This window comes from Asticcacaulis sp. MM231 (assembly GCF_964186625.1).
In the GTDB taxonomy this organism is placed as follows: domain Bacteria; phylum Pseudomonadota; class Alphaproteobacteria; order Caulobacterales; family Caulobacteraceae; genus Asticcacaulis.
This window is the reverse complement of sequence record NZ_OZ075108.1, coordinates 2,102,666-2,116,672: the sequence shown is the minus strand read 5'-3', so window position 1 is coordinate 2,116,672 and position 14,007 is coordinate 2,102,666. Positions and strand designations below refer to the sequence as shown.

At 56.2% G+C, this 14,007-nt stretch carries 16 protein-coding genes and 4 tRNA genes; 11 read left to right on the top strand and 9 right to left on the bottom strand.

Annotated features, from left to right (window positions below):
* Positions 1-40 precede the first annotated feature (40 nt).
* From ABQ278_RS10410 to ABQ278_RS10395, 4 genes are all read left to right on the top strand, one after another.
* Positions 41-241 carry a hypothetical protein gene (locus tag ABQ278_RS10410; RefSeq protein WP_349319531.1) on the top strand — a complete coding sequence of 67 codons (201 nt, stop codon included), beginning with the start codon at positions 41-43 and terminating at the stop codon, positions 239-241.
* A 2-nt stretch (positions 242-243) separates the two neighbouring features.
* Positions 244-1,041 (top strand): ketol-acid reductoisomerase, encoded by a 798-nt coding sequence (gene ilvC, locus ABQ278_RS10405; RefSeq protein ID WP_349319530.1) that lies wholly within the window; start codon positions 244-246, stop codon positions 1,039-1,041.
* Between the two features lie 147 nt (positions 1,042-1,188).
* A tRNA-Thr gene (locus ABQ278_RS10400) sits at positions 1,189-1,264 on the top strand.
* Between the two features lie 163 nt (positions 1,265-1,427).
* Positions 1,428-2,297 (top strand): integrase arm-type DNA-binding domain-containing protein, encoded by an 870-nt coding sequence (locus ABQ278_RS10395; RefSeq protein ID WP_349319529.1) that lies wholly within the window; start codon positions 1,428-1,430, stop codon positions 2,295-2,297.
* A gap of 28 nt (positions 2,298-2,325) precedes the next feature.
* On the opposite strand, the gene ABQ278_RS10390 is transcribed toward ABQ278_RS10395, so the two are convergent.
* Positions 2,326-3,069: a DUF3307 domain-containing protein gene (locus ABQ278_RS10390; protein WP_349319528.1), complete on the bottom strand. Its 744-nt coding sequence runs from the start codon at positions 3,067-3,069 to the stop codon at positions 2,326-2,328.
* 37 nt (positions 3,070-3,106) lie between these two features.
* Complete coding sequence (locus tag ABQ278_RS10385) at positions 3,107-3,811, bottom strand: hypothetical protein (RefSeq protein WP_349319527.1); 705 nt, start codon at positions 3,809-3,811, stop codon at positions 3,107-3,109.
* Positions 3,812-3,862: 51 nt separating this feature from the next.
* Here ABQ278_RS10385 and ABQ278_RS10380 point away from each other — a divergent pair, with 51 nt between their 5' ends.
* Entirely contained in the window at positions 3,863-4,066 is a 204-nt protein-coding gene (locus ABQ278_RS10380) for a hypothetical protein (protein ID WP_349319526.1), read from the top strand.
* A gap of 257 nt (positions 4,067-4,323) precedes the next feature.
* Here ABQ278_RS10380 and ABQ278_RS10375 read toward each other — a convergent pair whose 3' ends face one another.
* The 4 genes from ABQ278_RS10375 to ABQ278_RS10360 form a co-directional block, all read right to left on the bottom strand.
* Positions 4,324-4,656: an XRE family transcriptional regulator gene (locus ABQ278_RS10375; RefSeq protein WP_349319525.1), complete on the bottom strand. Its 333-nt coding sequence runs from the start codon at positions 4,654-4,656 to the stop codon at positions 4,324-4,326.
* The gene (locus ABQ278_RS10370) at positions 4,653-5,012 is read right to left on the bottom strand and encodes a type II toxin-antitoxin system RelE/ParE family toxin (protein ID WP_349319524.1); all 360 of its coding nucleotides are present in this window, start codon (positions 5,010-5,012) and stop codon (positions 4,653-4,655) included. Before ABQ278_RS10370 ends, ABQ278_RS10375 begins: the two co-directional genes overlap by 4 nt.
* On the bottom strand, positions 4,958-6,376 hold the full coding sequence (locus ABQ278_RS10365) for an integrase arm-type DNA-binding domain-containing protein (RefSeq protein ID WP_349319523.1): 1,419 nt from the start codon (positions 6,374-6,376) through the stop codon (positions 4,958-4,960). Before ABQ278_RS10365 ends, ABQ278_RS10370 begins: the two co-directional genes overlap by 55 nt.
* Before the next feature lie 148 nt (positions 6,377-6,524).
* Positions 6,525-6,600: transfer RNA gene (locus tag ABQ278_RS10360), tRNA-Thr, on the bottom strand.
* 152 nt (positions 6,601-6,752) lie between these two features.
* On the opposite strand from ABQ278_RS10360, the gene metG reads away from it, so the two are divergent.
* Together metG and ABQ278_RS10350 are read left to right on the top strand one after the other, a co-directional pair.
* Positions 6,753-8,468 carry a methionine--tRNA ligase gene (gene metG, locus ABQ278_RS10355; protein ID WP_349319522.1) on the top strand — a complete coding sequence of 572 codons (1,716 nt, stop codon included), beginning with the start codon at positions 6,753-6,755 and terminating at the stop codon, positions 8,466-8,468.
* Positions 8,469-8,498: 30 nt separating this feature from the next.
* Positions 8,499-8,945 carry a DUF805 domain-containing protein gene (locus ABQ278_RS10350; protein WP_349319521.1) on the top strand — a complete coding sequence of 149 codons (447 nt, stop codon included), beginning with the start codon at positions 8,499-8,501 and terminating at the stop codon, positions 8,943-8,945.
* A gap of 34 nt (positions 8,946-8,979) precedes the next feature.
* On the opposite strand, the gene ABQ278_RS10345 is transcribed toward ABQ278_RS10350, so the two are convergent.
* Both ABQ278_RS10345 and rlmB read right to left on the bottom strand, forming a co-directional pair.
* Entirely contained in the window at positions 8,980-9,744 is a 765-nt protein-coding gene (locus ABQ278_RS10345) for a YjbE family putative metal transport protein (protein WP_349319520.1), read from the bottom strand.
* Between the two features lie 81 nt (positions 9,745-9,825).
* A complete protein-coding gene (gene rlmB / locus ABQ278_RS10340; protein WP_349319519.1) occupies positions 9,826-10,560 on the bottom strand; it encodes a 23S rRNA (guanosine(2251)-2'-O)-methyltransferase RlmB in 735 nt (244 codons plus the stop codon).
* A 343-nt stretch (positions 10,561-10,903) separates the two neighbouring features.
* Between rlmB and ABQ278_RS10335 the strand changes: the two genes are divergently transcribed.
* The 3 genes from ABQ278_RS10335 to tuf all read left to right on the top strand — a co-directional run bounded on the left by ABQ278_RS10335 (position 10,904) and on the right by tuf (position 12,411).
* A tRNA-Tyr gene (locus ABQ278_RS10335) sits at positions 10,904-10,987 on the top strand.
* An 88-nt stretch (positions 10,988-11,075) separates the two neighbouring features.
* Positions 11,076-11,149, top strand: a tRNA-Gly gene (locus tag ABQ278_RS10330).
* A gap of 71 nt (positions 11,150-11,220) precedes the next feature.
* Positions 11,221-12,411, top strand: a complete 1,191-nt coding sequence (gene tuf / locus ABQ278_RS10325) for an elongation factor Tu (RefSeq protein ID WP_349319518.1) — start codon at positions 11,221-11,223, stop codon at positions 12,409-12,411.
* A gap of 148 nt (positions 12,412-12,559) precedes the next feature.
* Here the strand turns inward: tuf and ABQ278_RS10320 are convergent, their stop codons facing one another.
* Positions 12,560-13,441, bottom strand: coding sequence for a hypothetical protein (locus tag ABQ278_RS10320; protein WP_349319517.1), 882 nt, complete (start codon positions 13,439-13,441; stop codon positions 12,560-12,562).
* Between the two features lie 155 nt (positions 13,442-13,596).
* Between ABQ278_RS10320 and ABQ278_RS10315 the strand changes: the two genes are divergently transcribed.
* Entirely contained in the window at positions 13,597-13,953 is a 357-nt protein-coding gene (locus ABQ278_RS10315) for a YbaN family protein (protein WP_349319516.1), read from the top strand.
* Positions 13,954-14,007: the final 54 nt, after the last annotated feature.

The following is a 14,007-nucleotide window of genomic DNA, read 5'->3' as shown; positions in this document are numbered from 1 at the left end:
AGATGACGATTCTGAATTAGTATAGCCGAGGTGCGCTGCCATGTCCTTAACCGTTTATCACGATCGTGACTGCGACCTGTCAGTTATCCAAAGCCGTAAGGTGCTGGTGATTGGATATGGCAGCCAGGGCCGCACCCAGGCGCTCAATGCCCGCGATTCCGGCGTGACGCAGATCAGGGTGGCGCTGAAGCCGGACTTAAGACCCGCGCAAAAGCCGAGGCCGATGGTTTCGAGGTGGTGACGGTGGCGGAAGGGGTAAAATGGGCCGATGTCCTGGTCATACTGACCTCGGACGAGGCACACCAGAAGCTTTTCCATGACGAGATCAATCCGCACCTGCGTGCGGGGCAGGCGCTCATTTTCGCCCACGGCCTGTCGTGCAATTTTGGGCTGGTGACGCCGCCGGCCGATGTCGATGTGCTGCTGGTCTCGCCCAAGGGCATCGGGCCGCGTATCCGCGACATCTATGTGGCGGGGGAGGGCGTCTTCTGCCTGTTCGCCATCCAGCAGGACGCCACCGGTGACGCAAAGGCGCTGGGCTTGTCCTTTGCCGCCGCGCTTGGTTGTGGGCGCAAGGGCATCCTTGAAACCACCATGAAGGACGAATGCGAAAGCGATCTTTTTGGAGAGCAGGTCGTGCTTTGCGGGGGCACGCGCAATCTGGTGAGCGATGGCTTTCAGACGCTGGTCGACGCCGGTTATCCGCCGGAGGTGGCGTGGTTCGAAACCTGTTATGAACTCAAGCTGGTGGTCGATCTTTTGTGGGAGCTTGGCATGTCCGGCGGCTTCGAGAAGATCAGCAACACCGCCGAGTACGGCGCCTATCTCACTGGCCCGCGTGTTATCAACGGCGCCAGCCGCCTGGCCATGCAGGATGTGCTGAAAGACGTGCAGTCCGGCGCTTTCGTTCGCCAGCTTATGAGCGACTATAACGCCGGCAGTCCTGACCTACTTGGTCGCCGCACTGGCCTGAACCATAATCTGCTCGATCAGACCAAGCGTTATCTCGATGGCGTGGCGAAGGCGGCGAACGACTGCTGACACTCTTCCACGATTAAATCTCAAAAAGCGCGTATTTTTAGAATTCTGCGCTTGGCATCTGAAACAGGTGTGTGTAAGGAACGGTCACGTTTGTGCAGCCTTGCGCATTTGTTGTCGCGAGAGGTTTCTGCCTCGCGGAAGTTCCGGGCCGCTTTAGCTCAGCCGGTAGAGCACCGCATTCGTAATGCGGGGGTCAGGTGTTCGAGTCACCTAAGCGGCACCACTACCTCGTTCGCCGAAGTGCGCCGAAGGTTGAAAAATTCAATAAAATCTGGTAGTTTTGGGTATAGTTGGCCGTCAGTGTGCGCCCCTGTCCGCTCGCATCCGGGCGATTTGGGGGCCTCGGTGGGGGCCTTTCGCAAATGGCGAAAATGAGAGGCCCCCAAATGGCACTTACGGATATCGCGCTGCGCAACGCTAAGCCTATGGCGAAGCCCTACAAGTTGGCAGATGAAAAAGGCCTATACCTCCTCGTGACGCCATCGGGTGGCCGTCTTTGGAAGGTGAAATTCCGAAATAATGTTGGAACCGAGAAAAAACTCTCTCTCGGGACGTATCCTGAGGTTGGCTTAAAGAGCGCGCGTGAGAGACGTGACGAAGCGCGGCGTTTGCTCGCAAATGGCGTAGATCCCGCCGAACAGAAGCGCCGAGATAAGCATGCTGCCATGATCGGCGCGTCGAATACGTTCAGGGTGGTGGCGAAAGCGTATATAGCCAAAAACCAACGCGATGGCTTGGCTGAAGCGACAGTTCAAAAGCGCGAGTGGTTCGTGCGCTTGGTCGATAAAACCCTCGGTAACCGGCCTATCGCAGAAATAGCTCCCTATGAAATTCTGGATGCGGTTCGTCCGTTCGAGGCATCAAAGAATGACGAAAAGGCTCACAGGACATTGCAGTTCATTGGGCAGGTCTTCCGATATGCAGTCGCCAATCAGCTTGCGCCATCCGATGCGACCCGTGATCTGCGCGGCGCATTGGCGAATCGCAAACCCAAGCATCATGCCGCCATCCTCGACCCCAACAAGGCAGGCGAAATGCTGCGAGCAATTGATGGCTACGAGGGCCATCCGTCTACGCGCATTGCTTTACAGTTATCTGCGCTGCTGTTTGTTCGCCCTGGCGAGCTTCGCCGCGCGGAATGGGCCGAAATTGATCTTAATTCTTATGTTTGGCGCATACCAGCAACGAAAATGAAAGCGCGTATGGAACATGCCGTTCCGTTGTGCCATCAGGCCCTAGTCATTCATAATCCGTGATGGCTTGTTCGGGCGAAGCGAAACGCTGTCATTGATTGGATTGTAAGCCAGGAAGCCAGTGTTTTATTGCATTTTGCGTAAGCACGGCGATCAGGAAGCTCCAGCCGAAGCTCATGAAAGTGCCGATTATGATATATTCCGTAGACCTGCGTTGCGTAGAGTTTTTAACGTCCCCAAAGCGTAGGATTGATTTGGCAGTTATTAAGAAGCCGACGCCAGCCGGCTGATTGATAAGGATAAATAGCATTACCAAGCCGCGCTCGAGCAGGCCGATATAGTAGCCGCCTTTTTCCAGCCCCCGAATGTTATCGCGGATCTGTAACGTAAATTGGGTCGTCATTTTCCTGATCAGAATTGCGCCAACGAGCAGATTCAGAATGATCCCTGAAGCGAGGCAAAGGCCGGCCAGGTAATATGGCAATTGACTTGTCGCAAGCCAGTGCGGCCACCACCAGTCGTGGAAAGTCGTAGGGTAGAGCCAGCATAACCCAACTATTACGATAAGGTGAGCGAGCTGGTCTGCTAAGAAAGAGCGCAGGCTGTCTTTTAATAGGTGAGTTTTTATCGCATCCACAAAAAGGTGGGTGACAGCTAATATTGCCAAAATTGGTATAGGCGTGCCACCTAAGGTGACCGCCGCAGCCACCACCGTGATCGCGATATGCAAGAGTAGAATGGCCGGCTCTTTTTTTCTGGCAACCATCCATTCGGTTTGCAGAAAAAAGTCTGAGATCAGGTGTGCCGTCAAAAGTGCCAAAAATGTTGTCAGCATGGTTTGTCCCCGGGCAGCCGCATTTGGGTGTCTATGCTCAGACAGCCGAACTTGGCTGTTTGTTCTCGACCATAAAGATCGCGTTCCAGTCGGCTCTTTCAAATGCTTTTAAAGCGCTGGTTAAAGCCCGCCAGTTCGCCGCCTGCAGAGCCTTGCTTACGGTCTGTTTGGCTACAGGCGGTATGAGAGCATTCGCAATTTCTTCGTGCTCTGGCTGCTTCATGACAAGGGCTTGAGCGACAATCTCCGACTGCCGACGCGTCCAGTTTCGCATAATTGCACCGCAAAGTTGGAAGGTCAGCGGTACCCAATCCTCTATGGCCCCCAAACCTTCAGCTGTGGCGCCGGTCAACTGGAAATAGGTTCCCATTTCGTCGAGTGCACGACCCGAAACGGTGAAAGCTTCACCTGTGGAAAGCGAGATTTTGGAATGTTCGATGTTGCTAGTGTAACCGATACCAATAGCGATGCGCGTGTCGACTTGCAGCACAGCACGTAGTTTCGATCGTAGAAGTACCGCTAAGCGTAGTGACTGTTTGGGATCGGCAAGGAGGAGTTGCCAGGAGTTGCCGCGGAAAAAATCCAACTCACCGATTATGACATCTGGCCATAAGGCGTGAAAGCTATCCACCGTTTCCGCCAAAGTGCGTCTGACCGCCCCTAGAGCCTCGGGAGAGAGCCGGGAGGAATTGATAATATCGCCCGTTAAAACGGCGCGTCGGGTCCAACGAGGATTTGCCATATGTGCTTCCAAGACAGCCGTTTTTGTGTGTCTGTCTTAGGACAGCCGAATTTGGCTGTCAAGGACACGATTTCTAAACGTAGGGTTGCCTTTATGCTGCCTCAGGCGTCGATGTTGCAACGAATTTTAGAAAATGACGGATCCCTACAACGCTTGAGCCTGGCTGATATGTCGGATGCCTCTGCCTTTACACCAGGTTCAAAACAAACCCCGCCGGATGTTATGCCTGTTTGGAAATCCTCCAATGAAAGCTAGCACCGCACATTTGTAGAAGCAGCAGCAGGGTCTCGACGTCAAAATGGCTAAGTCTGCCTTTTAATAAATCTGCGGCCTGACTTGCAGTAACACCCAAAGCTTGGGCGGTTTGTCTCTCATTCATCCTGCAGTCTTTAATGTGGTTACAAATCGTCGCCATCAGCTCTGACCGAAGCATCATAATTTGCGCATTGCCGCGCGAGCCGCTGATCGCGTCCCAAACAGTACCAGTCCATGGTCTGTCAGAGGGGGATGGCTCAGGCAGCATCAGGTGAACCGATCGCTGCGAAATTGCTGATCACCACATCGCCCTCTGGGAATTTCGCAACAACTTCTAACTCGCCGCCAAGCGCCTTTACGTAACCGCGCAGGCTGCTTACATACATATCGACACGCTTTTCCATCTTGGCGACGGCAGCCTGGCCAACATTCAAAGTGGCGCTCATTTGTTCCTGGGTGAGCTTTCGTGCTTGGCGCAACTCAGCAAGGGTCAACTCATCGCGCAGCGCCGCGACCTTGGCGTCGATTATGGCTCTGCGCTCAGGAGAGAGTTCGCCAACCAGGTCTTTGAACGCAAGGTGTCCAGTCATGTCAGGCCTTCCTTCTTCAATTCTTCCAGATGCACATCATAAAGGGCGTCAGCAACGGGAACCATTTTCCTGTAGAACCGGTCGTCGCCAGTCTTATCGCCGGCGGTCAACAGGATCGCGTTTCGAAGCGGATTAAAGGCGTCGAAAATCCTTATGGGAGATCCGCCGCTTTGAACCCGCAATTCTCGCATATGCGCATGACGCGACCCTTTTATTCCCGACGAATGCGGAAAGCCAAGGCGTACATCATGAGCCGCAAGAAGTTCGACGTATGCAATGACGTCGTCTTTCTCCGCGAGAGTTAGGCCGTGGAACCAAGACCCGAACTCGTCGGTAGCTTCGACTTCACATGCCATGAGGGGAATATTCCATAGAGGGCATAATTTGTCAATCCATCTGAGTGAGTGGCTAGAGAGTGCGAATACGGCGCTTCATTAATTGGAACGGCACACGGTCCTCGCATCTCGTTCAGGGTACGTGGCTTAGCAAGAGCAGTTTGGATCGAAATAACCGTGGCCCCATGCCGCAACCTATCGAGATGGTCGGACCACCACTGTGCCATCTTCACTCGCTCATCCCAGTGCTTGCCCCGGTGATAGGCGGCACGCACCTTGTTGGTCTCCTTGTGCGCAAGGGCGTGTTCAATGGCATCAGCCGACCACAGGCCCAATTCGTTGAGAAGGGTGCTGGCCGAACTACGGAAGCCATGGGCCGTCATCACGTCATGGCCGTACCCCATACGCCGCAACATAGCATTGATGGTATTCTCAGACATCGGCACGCTATTCGATCGGATCGACGGGAAAACGTATCGACTGGTCCCTGTCAGTTGGCTGACCTCGGCCAGGATTTCGATGGCCTGGCGGGAGAGGGGAACGTGGTGCTCGACCCGTTGCTTCATCTTCGGTGCAGGTATCTTCCAGACACACGCCTCGAAATCGAATTCAGACCACTCCGCCTTTCTCAACTCGCCTGGTCGCACAAACAGGTGGGGGGAGATCTTCAGGGCCAGCCGGGATGTCATGAAGCCCTCGGTCGCCTCGATATCGCGAAGCAGCTTGCCAAATGCAAGGGGCTCTATGATCGCCGCGTGATGCTTGACCTTCGGTGAGGCGAGCGCGCCGGACAAACTGGCTGCTGGATTGGTCCTAGACCGGCTGGTGATGATGGCGAGGTTGAAAACCCTGCAGGCAAATTCGCACAGCCTCTTGGCAGTCTCGCGGGCACCGCGACGCTCGACGCGCTTGAGGATGGTCAACACTTCGAACGGCTCAATCTCCGTGATGGGGCGTTTGCCGAGTTCCGGCATCAGTTGCTTTGCCAGCCAGCGGTTTTTGACCATGGTCATCTTAGAGCGGCCGTCGCTCTCCTGGAGATCTAGGAATTCGTCGCATATGACGCCGAAGGTACTGGCCGCTGAAAGCTCGGCCTCGAGCTTTTGCCGCTTCTTTTCGGCGCCGGGATCGATGTCATCAGCCAGCAGCTTTCGGGCTTCGTCGCGTTTGCGACGCGCATCCTTGAGCGCGATGTCGGGATAAGTGCCCAGCATCAGGGTCTTCGCAATTCCGCCAAAGCGATACTTTAAGCGCCACAATTTACTGCCGGACGGCTTTAGAATCAGGAACAATCCGCCCGTATCGTAGAGCTTCGTATCCTTCTTCTGGGGCTTGGCATTTTTGATGGCGGAATTGGTAAGACTTATTTTGGGGGTCTCGGCCAATGGGGGTTTTCTTCGAGACCCCCAAAAAGAACCCCAAATGCTCCCGGAAGTGGTCGGAAGCCGTCGGATTTCGTCGGACGTCATTCCACCAAAGTATCAGATTTTATTGAAAAAATAAATCAATTCCGGACGTTATCGGAAGAGGCGCTGGTGCCGGCTACAAGAATTGAACTCGTGACCTGATGTTTACAAAACAACTGCTCTACCATCTGAGCTAAGCCGGCACTAGCGGATCGCCCTTATGCCGATGGCGGAGCGGCTTGTCCATATCCTGCGAGCGGATTTTTTTGAAGAAATAGCGATCATCCCTATATTTCAACCGCCAAAATGGTTTATGACCACGGCCTTCTCATCATTAGAGAGCTGAAAGAGCCTTATGTCCCGCATCCTGATCACCTCCGCGCTTCCCTATATCAACGGCATCAAGCACCTCGGCAATCTGGCCGGTTCCATGTTGCCGGCCGATGTGTTCGCCCGGTTCCAGCGCGCGCGTGGGCATGAGGTCTTATATATTTGCGCCACAGACGAGCACGGCACGCCGGCCGAGCTGGCTGCCGCCAAGGCCGGTCAGGACGTCCGCACCTATTGCGACGAGCAGCACCTGATCCAGAAAAACGCTGGCGAGGCCTTCGGGCTCAGCTATGACTGGTTTGGTCGCTCGTCCTCACCGGAGAATCGCCAGCTTACGCAAGCTTTTTGCGAGGCGCTGGATAAGAATGGCCTGATCGAAGAACGCGTCGACAAGATGGTCTACTCGATCGATGATGGCCGTTTTCTGCCGGATCGCTATGTCGAAGGCAGCTGTCCGCATTGCGGCTACGACAAGGCGCGTGGTGACCAGTGCGATAACTGCGGCCGTCTGCTGGACCCGACCGACCTGATCAATCCCTATTCGGCGGTTTCCGGTTCGCGTAATCTCGAAGTGCGTGACACCCGTCACCTTTACCTGTTGCAGACCAAGGTCGAGCCGCAATTGCGCGCATGGATCGCCGGTAAGTCTGAGTGGCCGCAACTGGCGCTCTCCATTGCCAACAAGCATCTTGAAGAAGGCCTGATCGACCGTGGCATCACGCGCGATCTGAAATGGGGGGTGCCGGTTACGAAAGATGGCAAGCCGCGTCCCGGTTTCGAGGACAAGGTGTTCTATGTCTGGTTCGATGCGCCGATCGAATATATCGGCTCGACCAAGGAATATTTCACCTCGCAAGGTAATCCGGACGGTTGGCAAAAGTGGTGGCGTCTCGATCAGGGCGCCGAGGATGTTCGCTATGTCGAATTCATGGGCAAGGACAATGTCGCCTTCCATACGGTCAGCTTCCCGGCCACAATTCTGGGCTCGGGCGAGCCATGGAAGATGGTCGATACGCTGAAGGCCTTCAACTGGCTCAACTGGTATGGCGGTAAGTTTTCGACCTCCATGAATCGCGGCGTCTTCATGGATCAGGCGCTGGAGATCCTGCCGGCCGATTACTGGCGCTGGTACCTGATCGCCAATGCGCCCGAAAGCTCGGATTCGTCGTTCACCTGGGAGCAGTTCCAGGCGACGATCAACAAGGATCTGGCCGATGTGCTCGGCAATTTTGTCAACCGTATCCTGAAGTTCACCGAATTGAAGTTTGACGGCGTGGTGCCGGAAGGCGGCGAGGCGGGACCGCTGGAAGAGAAGCTCTATGCCGATGTCTCGGCGCTTCTGGTCGAGGCGGCGGAAGCTTTCGAAGCTATGGAAATGCGCAAGGCCGCTCAAGCCGTGCGTCGCATATGGGTGCTGGGTAATGAATACCTGCAGGAAGCCGCGCCGTGGACGGCCTTCAAGACCGATACGGTACGGGCCGGCGTGATCGTGCGCCACGGCCTCAATCTGGTACGGCTTTACGCTGTTCTTGCGCAGCCGATCATTCCGTTTGCCGCACAAAGCATCGCGGACTGCGTGGGTGTTCAGTTGCCGCTGGCCTGGCCTTCGGATGACGCCAAAGCCGAACTGACCAAACTGGTGGCAGGGACGCAGGTTCAATCGGGCGAGGTGCTGTTCAAGAAGATCGACGACGATATGGTGGCCGAATGGACCGCACGCTTCGGCGGCAGCGAAACCTGACGACTTCTTAAGTTTACGAAGTGTGTTTTTATGGCTAGCTTCGAGGTGCGGCTTCAACCCTTCGAGGAATTGATCATGAATGATTGGAAAAATGTACTCTTCAGCGCTAAGGGCCGCATTCGCCGCCTGCATTATTGGTTATGGTCGCTGGGGATCAGTCTTGTCTTTGGTGTCGGCATAGGCGCCGTTGGGGGCGCAACGGGGGCTTTCAACAATCTGGAGCGTGGCGAGTTTCCGCCTCTGTTTGGGCTGGTGTACCTGATCAGTGTTGTGCTTCTGACATGGATCGGTGTTTGTCTGGTATCCAAGCGCTGGCATGACCGCAACAAATCGGGCTGGATGTATCTTATCCTGTTTATCCCGATTATCGGAGGTCTTTGGACCTTCATCGAGTGCGGTTTCATGGATGGAACGCAGGGACCGAATAAGTACGGTCCGTCCCCGAAAGGCATTGGTGGCTCACCAGACGTTTTTTAATGAGTTGACAAAGAGGGCTTGGCGGCCCTCTTTTTTATTTTCCAAATCCGGAGAAGAACTCTTTCCACCACACCACGACTTCATGCGTCATGACCGGCACACACTTGAGCGTGGCGTCGCAGTGGCCGAATTCCCAGATCTGGTGACCGCCTTCCCAGATCATCTTCAGCGCCACGAACAGCACAACCGCCACGCCGCCAAAGGCGATCCAGCGATACTTGTGCAGAACCTTGGCGATCAGGTTGGCGGCCACGCCCATGGCGGCGATGGAGAGCAACAGACCGAAGACGAGAATTTCAACATGGTGCTGCGCGGCGCCGGCAACCGCCAGCACGTTATCGAGCGACATGGAGATATCGGCCGCCAGGATCTGCAGGGTGGCGGACAGAAGGGTCTTGGTCTTTTTGGTTGATACTTGTTTGGGCTGGGTGTCGCGCTCGGCTTTCTCCGCGTCGGTCAGGTTGGCATTGCCGGCCATAATGAGCGCTTCGGCCTGCTCGGTCTCGTGGTGCTCGTGCAGTTCGCGCCACATCTTCCAGCACACCCACAAAAGCAGGATACCGCCGGCGAGCAACAGGCCGACCATGGCCAGCAACTGGACAGTGATCAGGACGAAGCCGACGCGCAGGATGACGGCGCCGATCAGGCCATAGATGATGGCGAGACGGCGCTTGTCGGCGGGCAGGCCGGCGGCGGCGATACCGACGGCCACGGCATTATCGCCCGCCATCACGACGTCGATGAAGATGACCTGCACAAGGGCCAGGCCTTGAGACAGCAGGACAGGATCGATAGTCATGAAAGAGGTCTCGAGCGCCACGGGATCACCTTAAAAAGAGCTGTTTACCCTAGATAAGGGATAGGCCGCGCATGTCAATTCTTACCGACGCGCGCAGACCTCATAAAGCGAAATCGAGGCGGCGTGACTGACATTGAGGCTCTCGAAACCGCCCGGCATGGGGATGCGCGCCAGATGATCGCAGTGTTCGGCCACAAGGCGGCGGATGCCTTCGCCTTCGGAGCCAAGCACCAGTACCAGCTTTTTCAGCGATTTGCCCCAGCCTTGCTGCGCCAGAAGCTCATGCAGGTTGAACGCGCCTTCGCCGGCAAGACCAACGCTGACATAGCCTTGCTCATTCAGGGCTTCCAGGGCACGAGAGAGGTTGGTGACGCGCGCAAAGGGCACCATGTCGATGGCGCCGGCCGCGGTCTTGGCCAGCACGCCTTGCAGGGGCGGGGAGTGGCGGTCCTGCATGACCAGCCCCTGCACGCCGAACGCGGCGGCCGAACGGAAAATGGCGCCAATATTCTGTGGATCGGTGACCTGATCGATCATGAGAATGACCTGAAGGCTATTCTTCGTGTCGCCCTCCATCAGGGTTTCCAGCGAATTGCCTTCCAGCACCGGCGCGTTCAGGGCGATGCCCTGATGCACCGCGCCTTGGGGCAAGAGACGCGAAATATCGCTCATCGGTAACACCGAGATGCGAATTTCTGAGCGCTTCGACCACGCCGGCGGCACCGATTTGCCGCGTTCCTCGCTTAAAAACAGCTTTAATTGGCTGGCGCGCGAAGAATTTTTCAGCGCTGCCTCTACCGCGTGAACGCCCCACAACCAGCCGTCATCACTGATCTTAGAACGTTGATTGTTATTGTGTTTTGGTCGCTTATCATCCTCGCGCCTGGCCACATGAGCAGGCTTGCCCGCAGGGGCTTTCGGCCTGTCCACAAAATTTTGTGACCTGTTTTTGCCTTTATGGGCTTTGGGGTCGTTGCGTTCACGAAAAGAGGACACTATAAGACGCGCTCCGATTTGAGGCCTTGAGAGGCTTTTAGATGATCTGGCGCAGTCCTTTAACGGCTAAACCTATTTATCCAAAAGTTTTTTTCACATTTGGGCTTGTCCTTTTTCGAAAGGTCGAGTTTAAGGCGTCCGGCAAATGACTTTGTGAGTGTTTGGGGGAATGTCCCGAGCGGCAAAGGGGGGGGACTGTAAATCCCCTGCGTAAGCTTCGCAGGTTCGAGTCCTGCTTCCCCCACCATCACTCACAGTCATTGTCAGACAGTCCTCACATCACAAGATATGAAGCGGCGCTCAAGCTTTGGGCGGCAATTCTTTAGCCCTTTTGGGCGGGTATAGCACAAAGGTAGTGCAGCAGCCTTCCAAGCTGAGGATGCCGGTTCGAGTCCGACTACCCGCTCCAAATACAAACCGCCCGAAAGGGCACCTGATTTTAACCCCTTGCCCGACTGGGCGATACGGAGCCTTAGACCTATGGCCAAGGAAAAATTCAACCGCTCGAAGCCTCACTGTAACATCGGCACCATTGGTCACGTTGACCATGGCAAGACGACTTTGACGGCCGCGATCACGATCACGCTTGCCAAGTCCGGCGGCGCGACGGCAAAGAACTATGCCGACATCGACGCTGCGCCAGAAGAAAAGGCCCGCGGCATCACGATCAACACGGCGCACGTCGAATACGAAACCGCCAACCGCCACTACGCCCACGTCGATTGCCCGGGCCACGCCGACTATGTGAAGAACATGATCACTGGTGCGGCTCAGATGGACGGCGCGATTCTGGTCGTTTCGGCCGCTGACGGCCCGATGCCGCAAACGCGCGAGCACATTCTGCTGGCCCGTCAGGTCGGCGTGCCTGCTCTGGTCGTTTACATGAACAAGGTTGACCTTGTTGACGACGAAGAACTGCTGGAACTGGTTGAAATGGAAGTTCGTGAGCTTCTGTCGTCCTATCAGTTCCCCGGCGACGATATCCCCATCACCAAGGGTTCGGCCAAGGCCGCGACCGATGGCGTGAACCCGGAAATCGGCGAACAGTCGATCCTGGCTCTGATGCAAACGGTTGACGAATACATCCCGCAGCCGGAGCGTCCGGTTGACCTGCCGTTCCTGATGCCGGTCGAAGACGTGTTCTCGATCTCGGGTCGTGGTACGGTTGTGACGGGCCGCGTCGAGCGCGGTATCGTTAAGGTCGGTGAAGAAGTCGAAATCGTCGGCATTCGTCCGGTTCAGAAGACGACCTGCACGGGCGTTGAAATGTTCCGCAAGCTGCTCGACCAGGGTCAAGCTGGTGACAACGTCGGCGTTCTGCTGCGCGGCACCAAGCGTGAAGACGTTGAGCGCGGCCAGGTTCTCTGCAAGCCCGGCTCGATCACGCCGCACACGAAGTTCGTGGCTGAAGCCTACATCCTCACCAAGGAAGAAGGCGGTCGTCACACGCCGTTCTTCACCAACTACCGTCCGCAATTCTACTTCCGTACCACCGACGTGACGGGCATCATCCGCCTGCGCGAAGGCGTGGAAATGATCATGCCTGGCGATAACGCCGAGCTGGACGTTGAACTGATCACCCCGATCGCCATGGAAGAGAAGCTGCGCTTCGCTATCCGTGAAGGTGGCCGCACCGTCGGCGCCGGCGTAGTCGCCAAGATCGTGGAATAGTTGAAGGCGAGGGGCCGCCGGCCCCTCGACCCCGATACACGACGGCGGTTAGATAACGACCGATAAAACCAAAAGAGACCTCCGGCTTTAGGGCCGGGGGTCTTTTTAGTTTTGCAGGCTGCTAATTAATCTCTGTCGCGTTATGGGATCAAAGGGCCGGCGGCCCTTTGCCTTCAATCTTACTCAAGACCGGCTCTACAACCTGATCCCAAATATCACCACCGGAACGCCCCATGGCGCCACCGTGATTGATGGTTTCCAGCGGGCCGTCTGACATGTAGATATGCAGCGGCACGTAGCGCATATTGAGCGGGCCTTCCTCGATCTGCACAGCCGGGAAATCCAGGCCGAATTTCGTCAGGTCGGGCTCCAGGCGCAGGTGCAGCGCTTCATCGAGATAACCGTCTGTGAAATCGAAATGGCTGCGCATCCGCCAACTCACCACATCGGAGACGTGCGGCAAGATGCGGCGGGTATTCTCGGCCGCCACGAAAGCCGGCAGGAACTGCGTGATCGGATCGTAGCCCCATTGCTGGAGCGCCACGGTGGCGTCCACTACACCATAAGGCGGAATCACCACCCAGGCATGGCCCAGAACGGCATCCTGGAAATCCTGAAAATCGTGCCGGTAAAACCCGCAGCACAGGCCACGGGGCAGGACTTCGAAAGTGGTCGAGCCGATCACGCTGAAACTCCAGATGCCAAGCCGGTCGAGCATCCGCGCCATCATGGTCGAGGCCTCGACGCAGCCGCCGTGCCAGTTGTCAGCCTCAAAGGCGGAAATGATCAGTTCGCACAGCTTGGGCACGACGGTTCGCACATGCGCCTCATAGGCTGCGTCACGCGGACGAAGCTGCACCCAGCGCGCATAGGATTCGCGCAAGCTGGTCGGATTGAGGCTTGAGGGCTGATCGTAAAAACCGAATTGCGAGGTATCGACGCCGGCCGCGCGCAACTCGGCATCGAGCTTATGAAACTCGTTGTCTGAGTTGGCCAGGGGAGAGGAGGGTTCCGGCCCTGACGCTTGCATACACTTGCCTTTTAAAGAGGGAATATGGCGGTTAGCCTGTTCGAAGGATGAAGTCCACCACGATCAGAAATCCATGCGGTTCGCTGCGACGATAAGTTCTGTTTGGAGATGAAATGGCTATAGGCGCAGGGCAGGTTTGGCGCTATGGTTTGCACATGCGAATACTTTTCATGTTGGCGGGTTTGTTGTTTGTCGGGCTGGGCATTGTCGGGGCCTTCCTGCCGGTCATGCCGAGCACGGTGTTTTTCATTATCGCCGCCGTTTTCTTCGCGCGCTCCAATCCGGCGTGGGAGGCGAAGATCATGAACCATCCGAAGATCGGCCCGCCGATCCGCGCCTTTCGTGAGCGCGGCGCCATCACCCAAAGCGCCAAGATCGCCGCCGTTTCGGCCATGGCGGTCAGTTCCGTCCTGTCGGGCTACCTTATGCGCCACCACGGCTATTGGGCTTTCGTGCCGGGTATGGTTTGTGCCCTATGCGCCGTCTTCATCCTGACGAGACCCTCCCAATAAGAAACCTGATCCGCAACCACAATCCGGAAACAAACGGCGCACGCTAAAAGGAAA

Bases quoted from the DNA above. Each gene is read 5' to 3' on its own strand.
- ABQ278_RS10385 (WP_349319527.1), bottom strand. From the start codon at position 3,811: ATGGCAAATCCTCGTTGGACCCGACGCGCCGTTTTAACGGGCGATATT.
- ABQ278_RS10320 (WP_349319517.1), bottom strand. From the start codon at position 13,441: ATGCAAGCGTCAGGGCCGGAACCCTCCTCTCCCCTGGCCAACTCAGAC.
- tuf (WP_349319518.1), top strand. From the start codon at position 11,221: ATGGCCAAGGAAAAATTCAACCGCTCGAAGCCTCACTGTAACATCGGC.
- ABQ278_RS10315 (WP_349319516.1), top strand. From the start codon at position 13,597: ATGCGAATACTTTTCATGTTGGCGGGTTTGTTGTTTGTCGGGCTGGGC.
- ABQ278_RS10410 (WP_349319531.1), top strand. From the start codon at position 41: ATGTCCTTAACCGTTTATCACGATCGTGACTGCGACCTGTCAGTTATC.
- ABQ278_RS10395 (WP_349319529.1), top strand. From the start codon at position 1,428: ATGGCACTTACGGATATCGCGCTGCGCAACGCTAAGCCTATGGCGAAG.
- ABQ278_RS10375 (WP_349319525.1), bottom strand. From the start codon at position 4,656: ATGACTGGACACCTTGCGTTCAAAGACCTGGTTGGCGAACTCTCTCCT.
- metG (WP_349319522.1), top strand. From the start codon at position 6,753: ATGTCCCGCATCCTGATCACCTCCGCGCTTCCCTATATCAACGGCATC.
- ABQ278_RS10350 (WP_349319521.1), top strand. From the start codon at position 8,499: ATGGCTAGCTTCGAGGTGCGGCTTCAACCCTTCGAGGAATTGATCATG.
- ABQ278_RS10345 (WP_349319520.1), bottom strand. From the start codon at position 9,744: ATGACTATCGATCCTGTCCTGCTGTCTCAAGGCCTGGCCCTTGTGCAG.
- ABQ278_RS10370 (WP_349319524.1), bottom strand. From the start codon at position 5,012: ATGGCATGTGAAGTCGAAGCTACCGACGAGTTCGGGTCTTGGTTCCAC.
- ABQ278_RS10390 (WP_349319528.1), bottom strand. From the start codon at position 3,069: ATGCTGACAACATTTTTGGCACTTTTGACGGCACACCTGATCTCAGAC.